Origin of the sequence: Oceanicoccus sp. KOV_DT_Chl (assembly GCF_900120175.1) — a bacterium.
Classification (GTDB): Bacteria; Pseudomonadota; Gammaproteobacteria; order Pseudomonadales; family Dasaniaceae; genus Oceanicoccus.
On the sequence record NZ_FQLF01000002.1, the window covers coordinates 2380465 to 2396734 of the forward strand.

Sequence of the window (16270 nt, forward strand, 5' to 3'; positions counted from 1 at the left end):
AAGTGTAATGACGGTACCGAGTGATGAAGATTTACTGGCTGATATGGCCAATGGTAAAGAACAGGCGATGGAGCAGTTTTATCAACGCTACTCCAGCGTAGTCTATCAGTTTGCCTTGAAGACCTTACACAATGGCGCTGATGCCGCCGAAGTTATGAATGAAGTGATGCTGGAGGTTTGGCGCAAGGCCGATAGTTTCTCAGGCAAATCCAAAGTAAAAACCTGGCTATTTAGTATTACGCATCACAAAGCAGTAGATGCGGTGCGACGCAAATCCCGCCATGATGGTCAGGAAGAGTTTCAGGAAGAAACCCATGACCTGCCGGTGTGCTCCTTACAGGATGCCAGCAGCGGTGTTGAGGATGCGAGCAAGGTCGAGAGTTGTATGAATCAGTTAAAAAATGCCCATCGACAGGTGGTGTATTTAACCTTTTTTGAAGGGCTGGCTTACCCCGAAATCGCTAATATTTTAGATATTCCCGCCGGTACCGTGAAAACCCGCATGATGCATGCTAAAAAGCTGCTGATGAACTGTTTGTCACGGTTGGCAGGCGGCGGCGATATGGAAATGGCTTGATATAAACCCAGTGCTCTGGATAGGGGTAATTACTTATCGATTAGCCTGAACCGAATCACCACTCGTTACGACTACGTTAGTAGAAGAGGTTAAAACCTCACCCAGCCATTAAAGAAGTATAGAGAGTTAAAATGCCTGATGAAGAGATTATAAACCTGCTGCCCTGGTACGTGAATGACACCTTGTCTGAGGATGAGCGGAAACAGGTAGAGCAGCTTTTAACTCGATCCGAGGAGGCCCGCGAAGAGGAGGCCTTTTTGCGGTCGCTGTCCCAGCATGTGCAGTCAGAGGCTGCGGCGCCAGTTTCGGAGCTGGGCTGGAAGCGTCTGCAGCGCGATATTAGAGCTGAGGAAAAGGCACCTGTTCGCGATTGGTGGAAGCCGGGTATCGCGGCAGCGGCAACGGTGATGCTGGCGTTGCAAGTGGGCTTGTGGGTACAGCAACCCGCGGTTGATAATAACAGCCGTTTATTGAGCCAGGCGTTGCAGGGTGTGCAGGAGAGGCATTGGTTGTTGCAGGTGGAGTTCAAAGATGAAAGTTCCTGGCAGGCTGTTGCTGAATTGATCAATAATATTGATGGCCGGGTGGTAGACGGCCCTTCCAGTATAGGTTTAGTGCGTATTGCGTTACCGATAGACAACAAGCGTTTTACTTCAGCACAGCAACTTTTGGATTGGCTACAACAGCAACCGCAGATACTACATGCCGCGGTGGAAGGTGAGTAATGTGTCGCTACCTGTGCTTGTTGGTTATGTGTTGCAGCCAGGCTGTATTTGCACAAACCGGGACCAGTATTGATCGGCAAGAAAGTACCCGGCCAATAGATGGATCAAGCTCGACGGCGACTAGACCTGCGGCGAGCACAGACACGCGAGATGCAACACGAACAGTACCTCTACGCACAGGCACTGCCCCGGGTTCAAGCAGTTCCACCTACCCGGGTGCAGCTGTGCCAGCGAGACCTATTCCAGCAACTGCCACTATGCCAGCGAAACCTGTTGTGACAGCACCGGTTCTTCCTGCGGAGCAAATCCCCCCGCTTCCTCTTCAAGTAGTGCTTCAAGGCCGACGCCGCCTGCCGCTGCAACGACCGGACAATTGAGTCAGCCTGGTTCTGTTTCGGTAGATCCTTCCTCGAGAGCAGCCCGGGTCCCCATTGATACCAAGCCCGCCGCTGTAGTCACGCCCCCGCAGCAATCATCAGCAGCAACAGCGAATGTCGAAAATGCGACGCCAACGCCGTCAATTATTATGCAAGAAGAACAGGCAGCGGATAGCGCGGTGATCGGCAGCCCCAGGTTGTCGGCTCCGATATTATCCGAGGGCAATAAACTTCAGCGTGGCGGCAGTTTATTGAATCAGTCGCCACCAATGGTCCCCGTATTAATCAACCGGAAGACAACCTTGGCGCCGTTGCGGCAAATTTTAATTACTGCGACAACGTCAAAAATGGCAGAACAGCAGCGGAAGCAGTTAGCACAATATCAGCTGCGGATAGCGTCTCGAAAAAGCCTCGATGGCTTGGGGTTGGTGTTAAGTGCTTATAGAGTACCGGACGATAGTGATATTGATGAATTGGTTGAGACCGTAAAAAAACTATTCCCGGATTCGATCATTGAAAAAAATAAGCGTTACAGGTTGCTGTCTAGCAAACAGTCATACGGCCAAAAGATGGTGGGTTTAGGCGTACCTTCAAGATGCCGAAAACCCTTGCAGATAGCGATGCTGGATAGTGCTATTAACACGGATCTCTCGCTTTTTTCCAGCGACAGGGTGAGGTTTTATGATGTAACCGGCACCAGTGATTTACCTCAGGATCATGGTAGTGCAGTAGCTAGTTTATTAATCTCTGACGTAGAAAAATTTCCAGGGTTGTTGCCCGCAGCACATTTACAGGCAATCAATGTATTTGCGTATGATAGTGAGCATGAGCCAGAAACTCGAACAGATTGGATTTTAAAAGGTTTGGACTTATTGTCAGGTTTATCGCCAACACCGCAAGCGGTTAACCTCAGTTTTGGGGGTGAGCACAGTCAGTTGGTTGAATATGCCACCAACAAATTATCTAACAATATGCTGTTTGTTGCAGCGGCTGGTAATGACGGCAGTGAGCAGCTGGTTTACCCTGCTGCTTATGCGCATGTGTATGCCGTTGGTGCAGTTAATGCGCGTGGTGAAAAAACCCGACAATCTAATTATGGGAAGCATATTAAACTCCTGGCGCCAGGGGAAGATATCTGGACGCGCAACGGCAAAGGGGCTGGTTCCTATATGAATGGCACCTCCTTTTCAGCGCCATTTGCAACGGCGGCGTTGGCGGTGGTCAAATCAGAACATCATTCAGTTGATGATTACGTAAAATCGCTGGGTGAAACCCCCCTGTTGGATTTTACCAGCCTTTGTAAGGCGCACTAGGGCCTTAATTTTTTTCAGCTAACTGTTCTTACTTAAAAGGTTTATACCCTTATTATGGCTGAATAAGCTGCGGTTATATCGGCTGTCGTAACACAGCTTTCGTTGCACTGTTACCCAGTTATACCTTACTGAATTTAAAAATAAAATAATCATCCCTCTCGCTTGTGATTTTGAAAAACGAATAGAAATGGGAGTGGTCTGGAGTAAGGGCTTGCTGGTTTTAAAAGTTATTTTTCATCGATATTCAGCAAATTTATATGCCTCTGCCCCAAAGAAAGAGGCAGGGTTAGGAAAATGAAAGCCAGTTGCTACTGGGTTGCAATAAGCGATTAGTGTCGATTCGGGGTGCATCTAACTAACAGACTAGATAAATAAGGTGGTGAATACTGGCTGCCTAGGCTGAAACTACCGCTGATATCGAGTGTGCAATTTGCGCTGTTTTTCTCATAAAAAGCAGGCAGCGTGATCAGTTGATCTTTCTGGTCTTTGGTACCGGTTAATGCGATTGAGCCAGAATACTGGGCATTAGGAAATGCATCTGACCAGTGAATAGTTTCCCCAAGGTAACTGTTCATGGTTTTAATAGCGTCTTTAATATTAGGCGTTAAAGTTGAGGTCGCAGCACAATCAAGGTCAAATCCTAGTTGGCTAAAAAGATGTTGAGCTTCAATGAGGGATGCGTAGCACCACCCTTGAAGTTCGCCGCCGGGTTGGCAGAGCTGGCGCACTTGAGCATAACTTTTACCTGCTGTTGCCCTGAGATTTAACCAATCTAAGCTATTTTTTTTATCTCGGATAATCGTGCTATTACCAGGTACATTATCTTCTAGAATCGATAGGTGATATACAGCTACATCAATACTTGATTGGTGAGAATAGCTGCTATGAATAGGGTTATTGCTCCATAGATTTTTCAACTCGGTATCCCCTGTTATGTTGATTTATTAATTTGTCGTTTGAGCTGTGGTTATGGTTCAAAAATCGTCGTCAAAGTAAGCTGCACATAAGTGGGTAATGGGAAAAAATTATTTATAGCGGAGAGGGGATAAGTACCTGCATAATTGAACCGTTTAGGGCAGGCTTACGACAGATTATTAACCGGCGAGTTATTATGAACCTATCTTGCTGACCATCCAGTCTCGTGGCTTTACTTAATCCCGCAATATTGCGGGATTTTTTTGTCTTCAACTTTTGGTCAAGATATAAGTCGTAAAAATGTGGTTTTACATAAATAGATGTATTTGAATAAAGACTATTAAAGTCTGTGCTTTCGCTTGTTAGATCGCTAATAAAACGCAAATAAAATTGATCTAATCCAGTGGGGTAAAGTTTCAACCAGGTTAATTCAGTGTTTGAATGTGATGGCAGAAAATTGAGCAGTAATGGCTGTATGAAAATTGTATTCTGCTTATTTAGAGGGCTGGTCTTTTATGGGGAGGCACTGACTTGCGTAGAGATTATCGCTGGGATAGGTAGAGAGTCAGCCGTCAGAGAGACGATAGGTGCTTGTTTAATGATGAGCGGGTGATGGTGGGACTCCAACAGTTTACCCAGCGTTAAGTAAAAGAAAACGCGCTGACGGTGTATGCCGTGAGAAAGTTCGTGCTTTTGCTCGCCAAGCTTACAGTAGGGCATATTCGTGCATGTGAGCGTTGATGCCTATTTGCCTTTAACTACGCCGCCATTGCTGGTAGTCCTGCCAAAATTTTTAACCTGCACACCCAAGCTATAGGGTTTACCGTCAACAGCTGAAACAGAAAGAATGGTTAGGTCAGGCTTTGATGATGTTATCGTCGATAACCGAGTTGTGCTGAAAATAGACTGTTTTGTCCGGCGCAGAGCGGAAATACTGATCGAAGCGATTAGGGTTAAGGTGAAAGCAATCATTATTGTTGCAAGTGCTTGATGCTTCATGATGTTGTTCTGTAAGTTTGGGTGCGATTCGTTTTGTTGGGTTTATAATTTTGAGCTAGGCGGACTAAAAGCGGTTAACTTTTTTAGTGATTATTTTTGTCAGTCATCAGTCAGTAATGACTGCCACTTAGTGCCAAAGTGACAGCCATAAATACCGGTCCTTACTTTGTTAAGATCTGGGGCGGGGTGCCTTGGCTGGCGTTGCGTCTGGGCTAGGTCGAGGTGTCATGCCGCCGCCGCAACTATCTGGGACGGTTACGGTAATTTTAAAGATGTTGTTGTTTTCATTGCTTTCATCTATTGCCTTGCTATCGTCAATCGAGGCGGTGATTGGATATTTTCCTGCAGGTAATAAGATCTGCCCGCTGATATTTTTGGATTGGTTTTTATTGAGATCCATGGTTTTTTGCAGATGCAGCTGTTTACCACTGAGGCGCATTCGGCTGTTAAATCCTGAAGCATCTGCTTTACCAATGTTGACAGCATCGTAACTGAAGCGCGCTAGGCAGCCACGCGGTGTTGTGTCCGTAAAGTCAGACTGTTTTAGCGTGATTTGGCCGCCCCAGTTAGACGATTTTTGGCCGATTTTGATACCTTGGCGAGACGTCATGTCGGGCATTAGTTCAGGGCCTGCGCCACCTACATCTGGAAGCAATTGAGCGACCTTAAGCTGCTGGCAATTTAGTACATATTTATCTTCAGCCGTTCTTTTTTGATTGTTATGCCTCACTTCCAGTGTCACTTTTTCTGTAGGCGCCATACCCAGAGGTTGCTGCGCTTGCATGCCACCCTGGTTCATCTTGATGTCTGTGTTTTTTGGGGTTTTGCCTTGTTGTGGTGATGTGTTGTCGGCATCCAGCGATTGCGTTACCGAAACGTGGGTAATAACTTGCCCTGCAGCAATAGTTTTACTCTTAAATCCCGTGATCGCTTTGCCATTGCTTAGGAATCGATAGTGTATTTCTCCTCCAGGGCCTTCTGTGTTAATAGTGCCCTTAAAAGTCATATTTACTGGGCAAACACCCGAGTAATTTTTGGGGTTGGCAACCACTGCTAGATGTTTAATTTTCATCGGTAGCGCTTGTGTTGGTTTTAATTTCAGTGTTGCTTGAATCGGAGCCAGTTTTTCGCATTGCACCGCAATGGGGTGGGCGACGCTAAAATTTTTCACCTGATTTGGTGTCAAGCTGACTAACGTTGAGCATTCAAAACTAAATTGATGCATTACCTGATCCACCAATGCTGTTCCCTGAAATCTGCCTTGAGGAGGATTACCTGATTTGATTAAACTATCACGTTTGTCATTACATGATTTAACAGCGGCATCGCGAACCGTTTTATCGGGTGTCCAGCTAATGGAGATAGGTTTCATACTACTCGACCAGGTGCGATCTTTATTTTTATAGCCATCATGAATACTGACAATCACGTTTGACGCTAGAAAATCAGATGAATGTTGTGCTTGGTGATTAGGTTTACTTAATCTTTCAGCAACCGAAGAATAACGATTTGCCCAAGTGCAGCGGCCCTTAGCCTGTGCATGGAATGTGAGTTTGTTGGAGCTGGCGTTGGTATACGAATTACCCTGTCCAGTAACGACAATTACCGGGTTGGCTCCAGCTCTTTTCATGTCGGCATATTCTACTTGTTGCACAGCTTGGGCTGAGGTGGAGCCAAGCAGTGTCAGTAATACAATAGCTGATATAGTTGAACGGTGTTTTTTTGTTTCCATGGTGAAGCGCCCTGGTGGCTTAGTGATATTGATAACAATAGTGTTATATGGGTTAAAATTGATTATTATTGGAATAGTCGTGCATTGTCACAAATCAGTTCAGTATTATTCAAAAATAGTAATTTTTTCGTCAGATAAGTTCCGGTGGAAGCGATGCGTAACAAAAGAAGTGGGCTATATGAATCCGGTAGATAGATTTATATTTTTCACTGCGTGATAGCCATGTTGTGGGTGTTGGAACGATTGGTTAAAAAAGTCACTGCGTCATATCAGAGGGGTTTAAATTGACAGCCAGTGACTTCCATTAAAAATTTCTATTCTACTGGGACATAATTAAAACATTTATAAGATAGCTGGATCTTGGACTTTTTACTTTTCCCGTCTGATGGCAAGCTCACAATCTTGTCATTGACATCAGTGACTTGCGTATCGGCATTGCAGATGCGATTAATCGATTGCTCTGATACACACTGGTATTCATACCATTTCTTACCTTCATGTTGCTGAAGTTTTATGCCGATGGGAGTAAAGCCCTGTGCACAGGTAGCGGGTTTTGCCGCCCCGGCCGCCTGGAAGCCTACTTTGGGAGATGCGGATTTTGCTTGCAGCTTCATGCCGTCAGCTTGCGATGCTGAAGCAAATAATAAAAAGCACATTGTTATTGCGGTAAAGTATTTCATGAAAATGTTCCTATTTTTCCTATGGTTAAATAATGAAATTTTGATGTTACGTATCTTGAGTCGTTAAAACGGGTAAGGCGGTTCATTTATTTTTCGTGGTAAAAATATAACAACGCTTTAGAATAACTAACATGCTGAGTCTTGAGAGTAGTTTGCAGTGCGGTACGGTTTGATCGGTGGATATGTAGATATATATCACCGTGTTCGAGTTGAAAAATAGAGTTATATCGTGGTGTGTTGGATGCTACTGCACAAACTTAGCCATTAGATAGGAGGCCATGCTTACGTGCATATTCGGCTAGTTCTACGGCGCTGCGGACACCGAGTTTTTTGAAAATATTGCTACGATGGTTGTCGACAGTTTTGGCCGAAATAAATAATTTTTTAGAAATATCCGTATTGCTCAAGCCTTTAACGACGCATTCCATTACTTCAAATTCTCGTGAGGTCAATACACCATTGACCATTTCTATCTGTTCTTGAACCGTGGCTGAAACGACGGTTTCGCCATTTATGATGCGCTCGAGACCTTCTAGTATTTCGTCCATGGAACCTTCTTTCAAAAATATGCCATCGACAGGGATGTTGAGCAGTTGTCTATAAAGCGAGCCCGATACTACGCCAGTGAGAATAATCACCTTGGTGGCAGGAGTGTGCTGTTTGATATCCCGTACTACGCTAATAATATCGCCGGTAGGCATATTGTAGTCACTAATGACAACGTCTGGCGTATTCGCGTGCACGGCCTCAAGTAACGATTGAGTATTATTGGCTTCTGCAACGACTTTGTACCCAGGGGTAGTCTCTAGCAGAATCTTGAGTCCTTCTCTAAGTAGATGGTGATCATCAGCAATAATTACTTCAGTGAGAGGTTTCATGTTAATACTCGCATGATTATATAGTCTTATTTTTCGCAATAGTCAGCAGTGTAATGTCAAATCATTGCCGTTGTGGTTTGTATTAGTGTTTAGTAGTTATTATGGTGCTTGAGGTAATAAAAGAACAAGTATTTTTTATGCTAAGCCTTAATGGGTGTTAACTTGCTCATCGGATAATGATAGATGGGATAAATTATTGTGGCGCTTATCTGTTTTCTATTCCTGACAATAACTGTAATGTGTGTAGTAAATTTAGGCTGCAATGATAACTATAGTCATGAAAACGTTATCATCTTTCCATGGTTTGATCGGCTGAATTATTAAGTATTTTAAGTAAGTGTGCTTTGGCATGCATCATCCGTGTCTTAACCGTGCCTACCGGTATATTTAATACGGTAGCGATTTCGGGATAGCTGCAACCCTCAAAAAATACCATGTGGATAACTTGACGATGGATAGTAGGCAGTTGCTGGATAGCTTGCCGAAGTAGCATAGCATCACAATTCATAGTCAATGCGGTGGCGGGATTAGGTTGATGCTCCTCAGTAAACTCCTGGTCAAGGACCTCGTTATTGTCATGCCGTGATTTTTTTCTGATTAAATCTACAGATTTATGGTGGGTGATACTGAGTAGCCAGGTAGTAACTTTAGAGCGTCCGCTATAACGTTTTGATGTCTTCCATACTTCAAGCATAACTTCATTAAGTACTTCAGCAGCATCATGGTGATTCAATACTGTCTTCATCGCAAATTGATGAACGCCGTGGCTGTGCCGCTTATAGAAAACTTCCATCGCTGTTTCGTCGCCGGCACTAATGGCGTTGAGTAATTTTTTATCAGTATCGTCATTTAATACGTTTGCTTTATTACTAAATTCATTCGTGGCAGATGACTTTTGAATTTTAATATTATTAGTGGCTAGTTGAAGTCTCATTTTTCTATCCTTAAGAATGACGCTGGTATAGGGTTATAATTTTCATTGGTATAAACGCTGCTGTGTACTTTCCTTTTTGAGGGCGCTTAAAATTTCGTCCATAGAGCTTTCTTTTAATAAAATCTTTGCGACTGACATGTCAATAAGTTGCTGGTATAAATGTTCAGAGCCAAGGCCGTCGGTTAGAATAACCACCCTCATGGAATCCATCGTTCTCGTTATGGTAGGCAAAATATCGGTAATCGTCCCATCCGGAAAATGGTAGTCACTGATCAGTAAGTCCGGTTTTTCTGTCATCATTATTGTTAATAGGGAGCGAGCATCAGCGGCTTCAGCAATCACTTTATAATCTGGTGAGCTTTCTACCAGCATTTTGACACTCTCCCTAAACAGGCGGTGATCATCAGCAATAATGACTTTCAGTGGTGCTTCCATAGTGACGACTTATATTTCTCAGGTTGTATTCAGTATGTGCTAATTAAAGACCTGAATTGGGTTGACGAAAATAGGGCCGGCACCTCATATTGATTGTTATTTAGGGTAGAAATAGGGTGTATACCCTAGTGATTACTGGTTTGGGCTTAACTTATTCAGGAAAAGGCTATCAGCAAGTTTGTTTGACGTACTCAGGTGCTGCGAGTGTGGTTGGTAGTAGAGTTTTTATATAGCTGAATGGAACTGAACGTAGGGTCGCAGTAGCGCTAGATTTTTACTGCTGTAACGCGGTAAGGATAGCCTGTTTTAAATCATTGGGATTGATAGGTTTATGTAAGGGGGTAAGTCCGGCGCTGCGTATACTTAATAATGATTCAGGAGCGGTGTCACCGGTTATCAGCACGGCTTTGATACTATGGTCTAGCAGTGTTGAGACGTGGTTGATTATATCAATGCCTGATTGATTTCCTCTTAATCTAAAGTCAGTGATTAACAGGTCTGGGATAAAGCCCCGTTGATGGCATTCTCTGCTTCTTTTATATCGCTGACAGCGATAGCCTGTTGGCAACCCCAGGACTCCAACAACATGGGCATTGCTTCACGGATATCTTTTTCATCATCAACAATCATGATAGAAACATTGCCTATCCAGAATTCTTCATCCACTGAGGCGTCATCATAGGCGATTTTTTCAGTGTTATTAGCAAGTGATAGCTTAATGGAAAATGTAGATCCTTGACCTTCTTGTGAGCTAACGGTTATATCAGTTTCCAGTAACTGCGCTAGCCGTTTGCAAATAGCTAGACCAAGTCCCAGCCCTTTATTGCGGTCGCGTTCCGGATTATGCAATTGACTGAACTCATCGAATATATGTGTAATGTTTTTAGCTGCAATACCTTTTCCTGTATCTGTAATGCTGATAGTGACCCATTGGTCAGTTGTTTTTGCCTTCACAGCAATGCTGCCTTGATCGGTGTGGTTAATGGCATTGGTCAGTAAGTTTGACAGTATTCTAAGCAGTAAAACCGGGTCCGTTATTATATTCACATCATCCGTGTCAGCTCGTAATTGCAATCCTTTCTTTTCGGCTTCAGGCGTATTCAGTGCTATTAGGTCAGCAATGAGGGTAGCAATATTAGTGGCTTTGTTATTAACCTCGATAGTGCCAGCATCAAGACTTGAAATATCCAACAGACTATTAAATAACCCTTGTAAACTGGTGGCACTAACGGCAATTCGATCGATAAGCAATGTAGCGTCACTGGGCAGTGTCTTTTTCTTTAGCATCTCAATGAATAAATTCATCGCATGCACTGGCTGTCTTAAATCATGGCTGGCAGATGCCAAAAATGTCGATTTGCTTTGATTGGCGCGATCAGCCTTTTCTTTTTCCTGTTGTAGTTGCTGCATCAAATCAGCATATTCCAGTTTTAATTTGATCACTTCTACTATTGAGCGGTGGTTCTTTTGCAATGAACTAATGCAAAACAATACCAGCATTAACAAATATAAAGCCCATAGGTTTGAATCAGCGGCATCATGCAGCAATAACATGGTAATCATTGATCCGGTTGCGGGTAACGCATAGGCAAACCACATGGGTTTGTAGGATGAATAGGTAACCGCCTGACCAATCATAATAAAGGCGGTAAAAAAGTAGGCGACGATAATTTTGGCCGTATCGTCCTTAGCAAGATCAACAAAAAAAACTGGCATCATCCCCCACATAAATCCGTACACCAGCAGCTGCAACAAGGCCAGCCAGGCCCATTTTGTTAAGGGTTGTAGTGGCTCATGTTGGGTCATGTTGAAGGCTCGATATGACCAGTAGCGCAAGCCGATGCTAATGGCGCCGGCAATAAGCCAGAGTGTTAGTCCCAGGCTGTTTTCCTGTGACCATACAGCCCAGGCTACTAGCAATGAAACCGATCCTGAGGTAAACAGATGGATGGGGATCGTTTGATAGATGATTTCTATTTGAGCATTATAAATTTTTTGCTCATTAGCCGGTTTAGCGGTCATAAGATGGATCGCGCTCATTAATATAAGGGCCTACGAAAATCATCTCAGGGTTTATTCTCCATATTTTGGCAGTAAGTAATCACCGACTTATAGCAATGCATGGTTAATGGCTTCTTTTAATTGATTCGAAATAATAGGCTTGTGTAATGCAATTAATCCAGCCTCGCGTATTCTTAATAAAGATTCTGGGGCGGTATCGCCGGTGATTAAAATGGCCCGCACTTTATAGCCTAGTAGCGCCGATACATGATCAATAACTTCAAGCCCGGAAATATTATTTCTTAAGCGAAAGTCAGAAATAATTAAATCCGGAATGAAGCCGTTTTCGATAGTTTCTTTGGTTTCGTGCAGATCACTCACTGCCCTTATGTTTTGGCAGCCCCAGGAATCCAGCAGCATAGGCATGGCCTCACGAATGTCTTTCTCATCGTCAACAATCAGAATTGAGTATTGGTCGAGGAGGATATTGGTAGTCGCCGTTTTGTGTGTGGCGACATATTGCTCGTTAATATCTCCCAGATTTAGTGTCAATGAGAATGTTGAACCTTGTTCTGGTACTGAAGTTACGTTTATTTTAGTATCTAGTAATGTGGCCAGGCGGCTACAGATGGCCAGTCCTAGCCCCAGGCCTTTGTTGCGATCACGCTCCGGGTTGTGTAGTTGTTTAAACTCGTCAAAAATATTGGCTATATTTTCAGCCGCTATGCCTTTGCCGGTATCTTTGACAGAAACGACAACCGATTGACCCTGTTCCTTCGCTGAGACAGTGATCTTCCCATGTCCGGTATGATTAATCGCATTGGACAATAGGTTTGATAGTATTCTTGTTAATAGTACCGGGTCAGTTAATACACAGACATTATCGACATCAACTTCTATTTGTAAGCCTATTTCTTCAATTTCAGGCGTGTGCAAAGCGACTAGATCTTTAATATAGTTTGCGATATTGACATTTTTGATATTCACATCGACTGTGCCGGCGTCCAGGCTGGAGATATCTAAAAGGCTATTAAATAAACTTTGCAGGCTGGCTGCGCTGGTAGCAATTCTATCAATAAGCAAGCTTGCATCATCGGGTAGTGATTTGTTTTGCAACATTTCAATAAATAAATTCATAGCATGAACCGGCTGCCTCAAGTCATGGCTGGCGGCTGCTAAAAATGTAGATTTACTAATATTGGCGATATCTGATTTTTCTTTTTCTCGCTGCAAGCTCAGCATTAAATCTGCATATTCCAATTTAAGGAGAATAATTTCTCTGAAGGATTTATGGTTGCGCTGCATCATAAAAAAAAGAAAAAATACAAATAGAATGAGGTATAGCGCCATTAAGTTGGTGCCTGGATAGGAAGAAAAAAACAATAACGCAATCATTGAGCCTGCCGCTGGTATCACATAGGCAAACCACATTGGTTTAAATGATGAGTGTGAAACAGTAAGCCCGATCATGCCAGCAGTAGTGAAAAAATAAACGGCCAATAGGTTGATCGATTGATTGCTGTTGATATCGGTAAATAGTATTGGCATCAGCCCCCAAAGAATACCGTATGCCAATAACTGTATGAAAGCCAGTCTAGCCCAGCCATTCAGTGGTTGATTCTCTGCGGCTTTTCTGTTTTTGAATGAGAGATAGGAAAAGAAGCGTAAGCCGATGCTGGTGAAATTAGCTAATAACCAAAGTGTGAGGTGATAGCTATTTTCGGTAGACCATATTGTCCAGGAAAGAACTGATGTAATGACGATTGCCGGAAATAAGTTTGTTGGGATTTGCTCATAGATAATTTCTACTTGCGCATTATAGATTTGCTGTTCTTTTAGTGAATTGGCCGTCATACAAATTACACGCAATTATTATCTTGTCACTAATCTACCATAACGACCAGCATAGAGCTCTTTGGTGTTAGTGATTTTTGGGTGAATAGCGAACCAGTAGGCTGGATAAATAAGGCGGCACATATTGGCTGCCAATGCTGAAATTACCAGTGAGATCCAGGGTGAAATTATCACTGTGCTGCTGATAGAACGCAGGCAGGGTAATAAGTTGGTTTTTATGGTCTGATGTCCCTGTTAATACGATTGACCCAGAGTAGTGGATATGGGGAAAAGAGCCCGAAAAATGAATGGTTTCCCCAAGATAGTGGTTCATAGTCTCAATGCAGTCTTTAATCTGTGGCGTTAAATTTGATGATACACGGATGTCAGGGTCAAATCCAAATTGATCAAACAGTTGTTGTGCTTCAGTGAGGGAGGCGTACCACCATCCCTGAAGTTCGCCGCCTGGCTTGCATAGTTGGCGAACTTGTTCACTACTCTTGCCCATGGTTGCTCTTAGATTTAGCCACTCCAGGCCATTTTGCTTGTCGCGCACAATCGTTTGGTTACCCGGCACATTGGCCTCAATAATCGATAGGTGGTTTATAGCTGTTTCACTCATTGGGGGCTGAAAATAGCTACTTAAAATATTGGTGTTGCTAAATAGGCCTTTCATTATTAGATCCATCCGATTGCATTGATTTATTGCTTTGTCGTCAGGGTTGCCAATAGGGTTCATTCCCCTGGCGTTTATTTATTTATTATCTTGTGGGGATGTGCAGGTTATCTATTACAGCGACGGTGGGCGAAATGCTTTCTTGGAAAAATCGGTAACAAACTGGCAAAATAGCGGATTAAATTACCCCGCTGCTTGGCTAGGCTATTGGTCTTCCTAAGCTTGTTGATGTTTATTTAGTGAGAAGACTATGAGTAAAGAAAATGCTGTCGTAATTGTTGCCGCTACACGTACCCCAATGGGCGGTATGCAGGGCGATTTTGCCGATGTCAGTGCCCCTGAGCTGGGTTCGGTAGCTATTAAAGCCGCGCTGGAAGCTGCCTCTTTGGGCGGCAATGATATTGATGAATTGTATTTCGGTAGTGTGGTCTCTGCGGGATTAAAGCAGGCGCCGGCCAGACAAGCGTCATTGGCTGCCGGTGTTTCTGAAAGCGTGCCGACTACTACTATTAGCAAGGTCTGTGGTTCCGGCATGAAAGCGATCATGATCGGTCGCGATCAAATTGCAGCAGGCAATGCCGATATCGTGATGACCGGCGGTATGGAAAATATGAGTGCCACGCCTTATTTGCTGCCCAAAGTACGGACTGGCTTACGCCTGGGGCATGGTGCAGTGGTAGATAGTTTATTGAGCGATGGTTTGGAAGATGCTTACTCCGGCGGTTTGATGGGTGGCTTCGGGCAAGCGACGGCCGATGCTTTTAATGTCAGCCGGGAGGCAATGGATGAGTATGCCTTGCGCTCATTAGCGCGCGCTCAACATGCCATAACGTCGGGTTTTATGAAAAACGAAATTGCACCGGTTACAGTAAAAACCCGTAAAGGCGAAGTCGTGGTGGCGGATGATGAGCAGCCAGGCAAGGCTATGCCGGAGAAAATTCCACACTTAAAACCAGCGTTTAAAAAAGACGGTACGGTGACTGCGGCTAATTCCAGTTCAATGTCAGATGGCGCAGCTGCATTATTATTGATGCGTGAATCGACTGCCGCAGCAAAAGGTGTGAAGCCATTAGCAAGAATTGTTGCCCAAGCCAGTCACGCGCAAGCGCCTAAAGATTTTTGTTTGGCACCGATCGGCGCAGTAACTAAAGTGTTAGAGAAAGCTGGTTGGTCCAAGGATGACGTAGACCTGTTTGAAGTGAATGAAGCATTTGCTGTGGTTAGTATGTTGGCTATTGATCAATTGGGGCTTGATCCGGAAAAAGTGAATATCAATGGCGGCGCTTGTGCTTTAGGCCATCCATTAGGTGCATCCGGTGCGCGGATTATGGTGACGTTAATTCATGCATTAAAACGATTGGGTAAAACTAAAGGTGTCGCTACGTTGTGTATTGGTGGTGGTGAAGCAACTGCGATGGCGATTGAAATTTTATAATTATTTATTGTTTAAAAAAACGCAGCCATTGGCTGCGTTTTTTTTGTGTTATGAAAATGTTGTGGCCGTTGCAGCGTTGAAATCAGCTCGTCAAATGTTATTACTGTGGATCTGCGCCGTGAGTGCCCAGATAGTGTGTGCTTAAATTTAAGGTGTCAGTGATTGGGTCATTAAGTTCATATAGTCGCTCGTAAGCGGTTTCAGCAATAAACCATTGGCCATTTTCTTTTACATAACGATCCCAGTATAAGGCAGTGCCGTGGGTTTTTAGTTTGTGATTCATTATCCACATATTATCGTGCAAGTACCAAATACCGGTAGCTTCATGATCACTGAGCATTTGTATTTCAGGGTGGAAGCCGTTGTGTTGACCAATGGATTTTTTGGTGAATGCGTAGCTCATATTGGCAATATATTGGTCGCGATCATCAAGGTTCCATTCATAGTTGCCGCCCTTGAAACGTATTTTGACATCTTTATGCAATACAGTTTTCATCTCTTCCATATTGAAGGTATCAACGCAGCGGAAGTAGCGGTGCTTCAATTGCTTGATTGCTTCCATGTCCATTAACCGTTGAATATCCTGCCGTAGTTCTTCGATACCGCCCTCGGATGCCTGCAGGGGTAAGCCATCGGCAATACCCATCGTTTGCTTATTTAGAATGCGGCGCTGCTCGCTCATAATGTTTCTCCTTCAGGATCAAATACAGTGTTTACTGTTATACACGGGCGTGCTGGCTATGGATAGATTATGAACTGT

At 43.8% G+C, this 16270-nt stretch carries 15 protein-coding genes; 4 read left to right on the forward strand and 11 right to left on the reverse strand.

Annotation, left to right across the window (positions count from 1 at the left end; translation table 11 throughout):
• Positions 1-7: 7 nt before the first annotated feature.
• The 3 genes from UNITIG_RS15045 to UNITIG_RS15060 all read left to right on the forward strand — a co-directional run bounded on the left by UNITIG_RS15045 (position 8) and on the right by UNITIG_RS15060 (position 2992).
• Complete coding sequence (locus UNITIG_RS15045; RefSeq protein WP_101759119.1) at positions 8-577, forward strand: RNA polymerase sigma factor; 570 nt, start codon at positions 8-10, stop codon at positions 575-577.
• A gap of 131 nt (positions 578-708) precedes the next feature.
• Positions 709-1302: a hypothetical protein gene (locus UNITIG_RS15050; protein ID WP_101759120.1), complete on the forward strand. Its 594-nt coding sequence runs from the start codon at positions 709-711 to the stop codon at positions 1300-1302.
• Positions 1303-1675: 373 nt separating this feature from the next.
• Positions 1676-2992: a S8 family serine peptidase gene (locus UNITIG_RS15060; protein WP_101759122.1), complete on the forward strand. Its 1317-nt coding sequence runs from the start codon at positions 1676-1678 to the stop codon at positions 2990-2992.
• 329 nt (positions 2993-3321) lie between these two features.
• Here the strand turns inward: UNITIG_RS15060 and UNITIG_RS15065 are convergent, their stop codons facing one another.
• From UNITIG_RS15065 to UNITIG_RS15110, 10 genes are all read right to left on the reverse strand, one after another.
• Positions 3322-3909: a hypothetical protein gene (locus UNITIG_RS15065; RefSeq protein WP_101759123.1), complete on the reverse strand. Its 588-nt coding sequence runs from the start codon at positions 3907-3909 to the stop codon at positions 3322-3324.
• A 742-nt stretch (positions 3910-4651) separates the two neighbouring features.
• Positions 4652-4906: a hypothetical protein gene (locus UNITIG_RS15070; RefSeq protein WP_145999185.1), complete on the reverse strand. Its 255-nt coding sequence runs from the start codon at positions 4904-4906 to the stop codon at positions 4652-4654.
• 169 nt (positions 4907-5075) lie between these two features.
• On the reverse strand, positions 5076-6638 hold the full coding sequence (locus tag UNITIG_RS15075; protein WP_101759125.1) for a CARDB domain-containing protein: 1563 nt from the start codon (positions 6636-6638) through the stop codon (positions 5076-5078).
• Between the two features lie 314 nt (positions 6639-6952).
• A complete protein-coding gene (locus UNITIG_RS15080; protein WP_101759126.1) occupies positions 6953-7318 on the reverse strand; it encodes a hypothetical protein in 366 nt (121 codons plus the stop codon).
• Between the two features lie 257 nt (positions 7319-7575).
• Positions 7576-8196, reverse strand: coding sequence for a response regulator transcription factor (locus UNITIG_RS15085; protein ID WP_101759127.1), 621 nt, complete (start codon positions 8194-8196; stop codon positions 7576-7578).
• A gap of 289 nt (positions 8197-8485) precedes the next feature.
• Positions 8486-9130: an RNA polymerase sigma factor gene (locus UNITIG_RS15090; RefSeq protein WP_101759128.1), complete on the reverse strand. Its 645-nt coding sequence runs from the start codon at positions 9128-9130 to the stop codon at positions 8486-8488.
• Positions 9131-9172: 42 nt separating this feature from the next.
• Entirely contained in the window at positions 9173-9565 is a 393-nt protein-coding gene (locus UNITIG_RS15095) for a response regulator transcription factor (RefSeq protein ID WP_101759129.1), read from the reverse strand.
• A 489-nt stretch (positions 9566-10054) separates the two neighbouring features.
• Positions 10055-11605: a hybrid sensor histidine kinase/response regulator gene (locus UNITIG_RS15100; protein WP_101759130.1), complete on the reverse strand. Its 1551-nt coding sequence runs from the start codon at positions 11603-11605 to the stop codon at positions 10055-10057.
• Between the two features lie 69 nt (positions 11606-11674).
• On the reverse strand, positions 11675-13420 hold the full coding sequence (locus UNITIG_RS15105; RefSeq protein ID WP_101759131.1) for a hybrid sensor histidine kinase/response regulator: 1746 nt from the start codon (positions 13418-13420) through the stop codon (positions 11675-11677).
• A 67-nt stretch (positions 13421-13487) separates the two neighbouring features.
• Positions 13488-14075: a hypothetical protein gene (locus UNITIG_RS15110; RefSeq protein WP_145999186.1), complete on the reverse strand. Its 588-nt coding sequence runs from the start codon at positions 14073-14075 to the stop codon at positions 13488-13490.
• 250 nt (positions 14076-14325) lie between these two features.
• On the opposite strand from UNITIG_RS15110, the gene UNITIG_RS15115 reads away from it, so the two are divergent.
• The gene (locus tag UNITIG_RS15115) at positions 14326-15510 is read left to right on the forward strand and encodes a thiolase family protein (protein WP_101759133.1); all 1185 of its coding nucleotides are present in this window, start codon (positions 14326-14328) and stop codon (positions 15508-15510) included.
• Positions 15511-15610: 100 nt separating this feature from the next.
• Here UNITIG_RS15115 and UNITIG_RS15120 read toward each other — a convergent pair whose 3' ends face one another.
• On the reverse strand, positions 15611-16192 hold the full coding sequence (locus UNITIG_RS15120) for a nuclear transport factor 2 family protein (RefSeq protein WP_101759134.1): 582 nt from the start codon (positions 16190-16192) through the stop codon (positions 15611-15613).
• Between the last annotated feature and the right edge of the window lie 78 nt (positions 16193-16270).

Bases quoted from the DNA above. Each gene is read 5' to 3' on its own strand.
- UNITIG_RS15045 (WP_101759119.1), top strand. From the start codon at position 8: ATGACGGTACCGAGTGATGAAGATTTACTGGCTGATATGGCCAATGGT.
- UNITIG_RS15050 (WP_101759120.1), top strand. From the start codon at position 709: ATGCCTGATGAAGAGATTATAAACCTGCTGCCCTGGTACGTGAATGAC.
- UNITIG_RS15070 (WP_145999185.1), bottom strand. From the start codon at position 4,906: ATGAAGCATCAAGCACTTGCAACAATAATGATTGCTTTCACCTTAACC.
- UNITIG_RS15075 (WP_101759125.1), bottom strand. From the start codon at position 6,638: ATGGAAACAAAAAAACACCGTTCAACTATATCAGCTATTGTATTACTG.
- UNITIG_RS15080 (WP_101759126.1), bottom strand. From the start codon at position 7,318: ATGAAATACTTTACCGCAATAACAATGTGCTTTTTATTATTTGCTTCA.
- UNITIG_RS15085 (WP_101759127.1), bottom strand. From the start codon at position 8,196: ATGAAACCTCTCACTGAAGTAATTATTGCTGATGATCACCATCTACTT.
- UNITIG_RS15090 (WP_101759128.1), bottom strand. From the start codon at position 9,130: ATGAGACTTCAACTAGCCACTAATAATATTAAAATTCAAAAGTCATCT.
- UNITIG_RS15095 (WP_101759129.1), bottom strand. From the start codon at position 9,565: ATGGAAGCACCACTGAAAGTCATTATTGCTGATGATCACCGCCTGTTT.
- UNITIG_RS15100 (WP_101759130.1), bottom strand. From the start codon at position 11,605: ATGAGCGCGATCCATCTTATGACCGCTAAACCGGCTAATGAGCAAAAA.
- UNITIG_RS15105 (WP_101759131.1), bottom strand. From the start codon at position 13,420: ATGACGGCCAATTCACTAAAAGAACAGCAAATCTATAATGCGCAAGTA.
- UNITIG_RS15110 (WP_145999186.1), bottom strand. From the start codon at position 14,075: ATGAAAGGCCTATTTAGCAACACCAATATTTTAAGTAGCTATTTTCAG.
- UNITIG_RS15115 (WP_101759133.1), top strand. From the start codon at position 14,326: ATGAGTAAAGAAAATGCTGTCGTAATTGTTGCCGCTACACGTACCCCA.
- UNITIG_RS15120 (WP_101759134.1), bottom strand. From the start codon at position 16,192: ATGAGCGAGCAGCGCCGCATTCTAAATAAGCAAACGATGGGTATTGCC.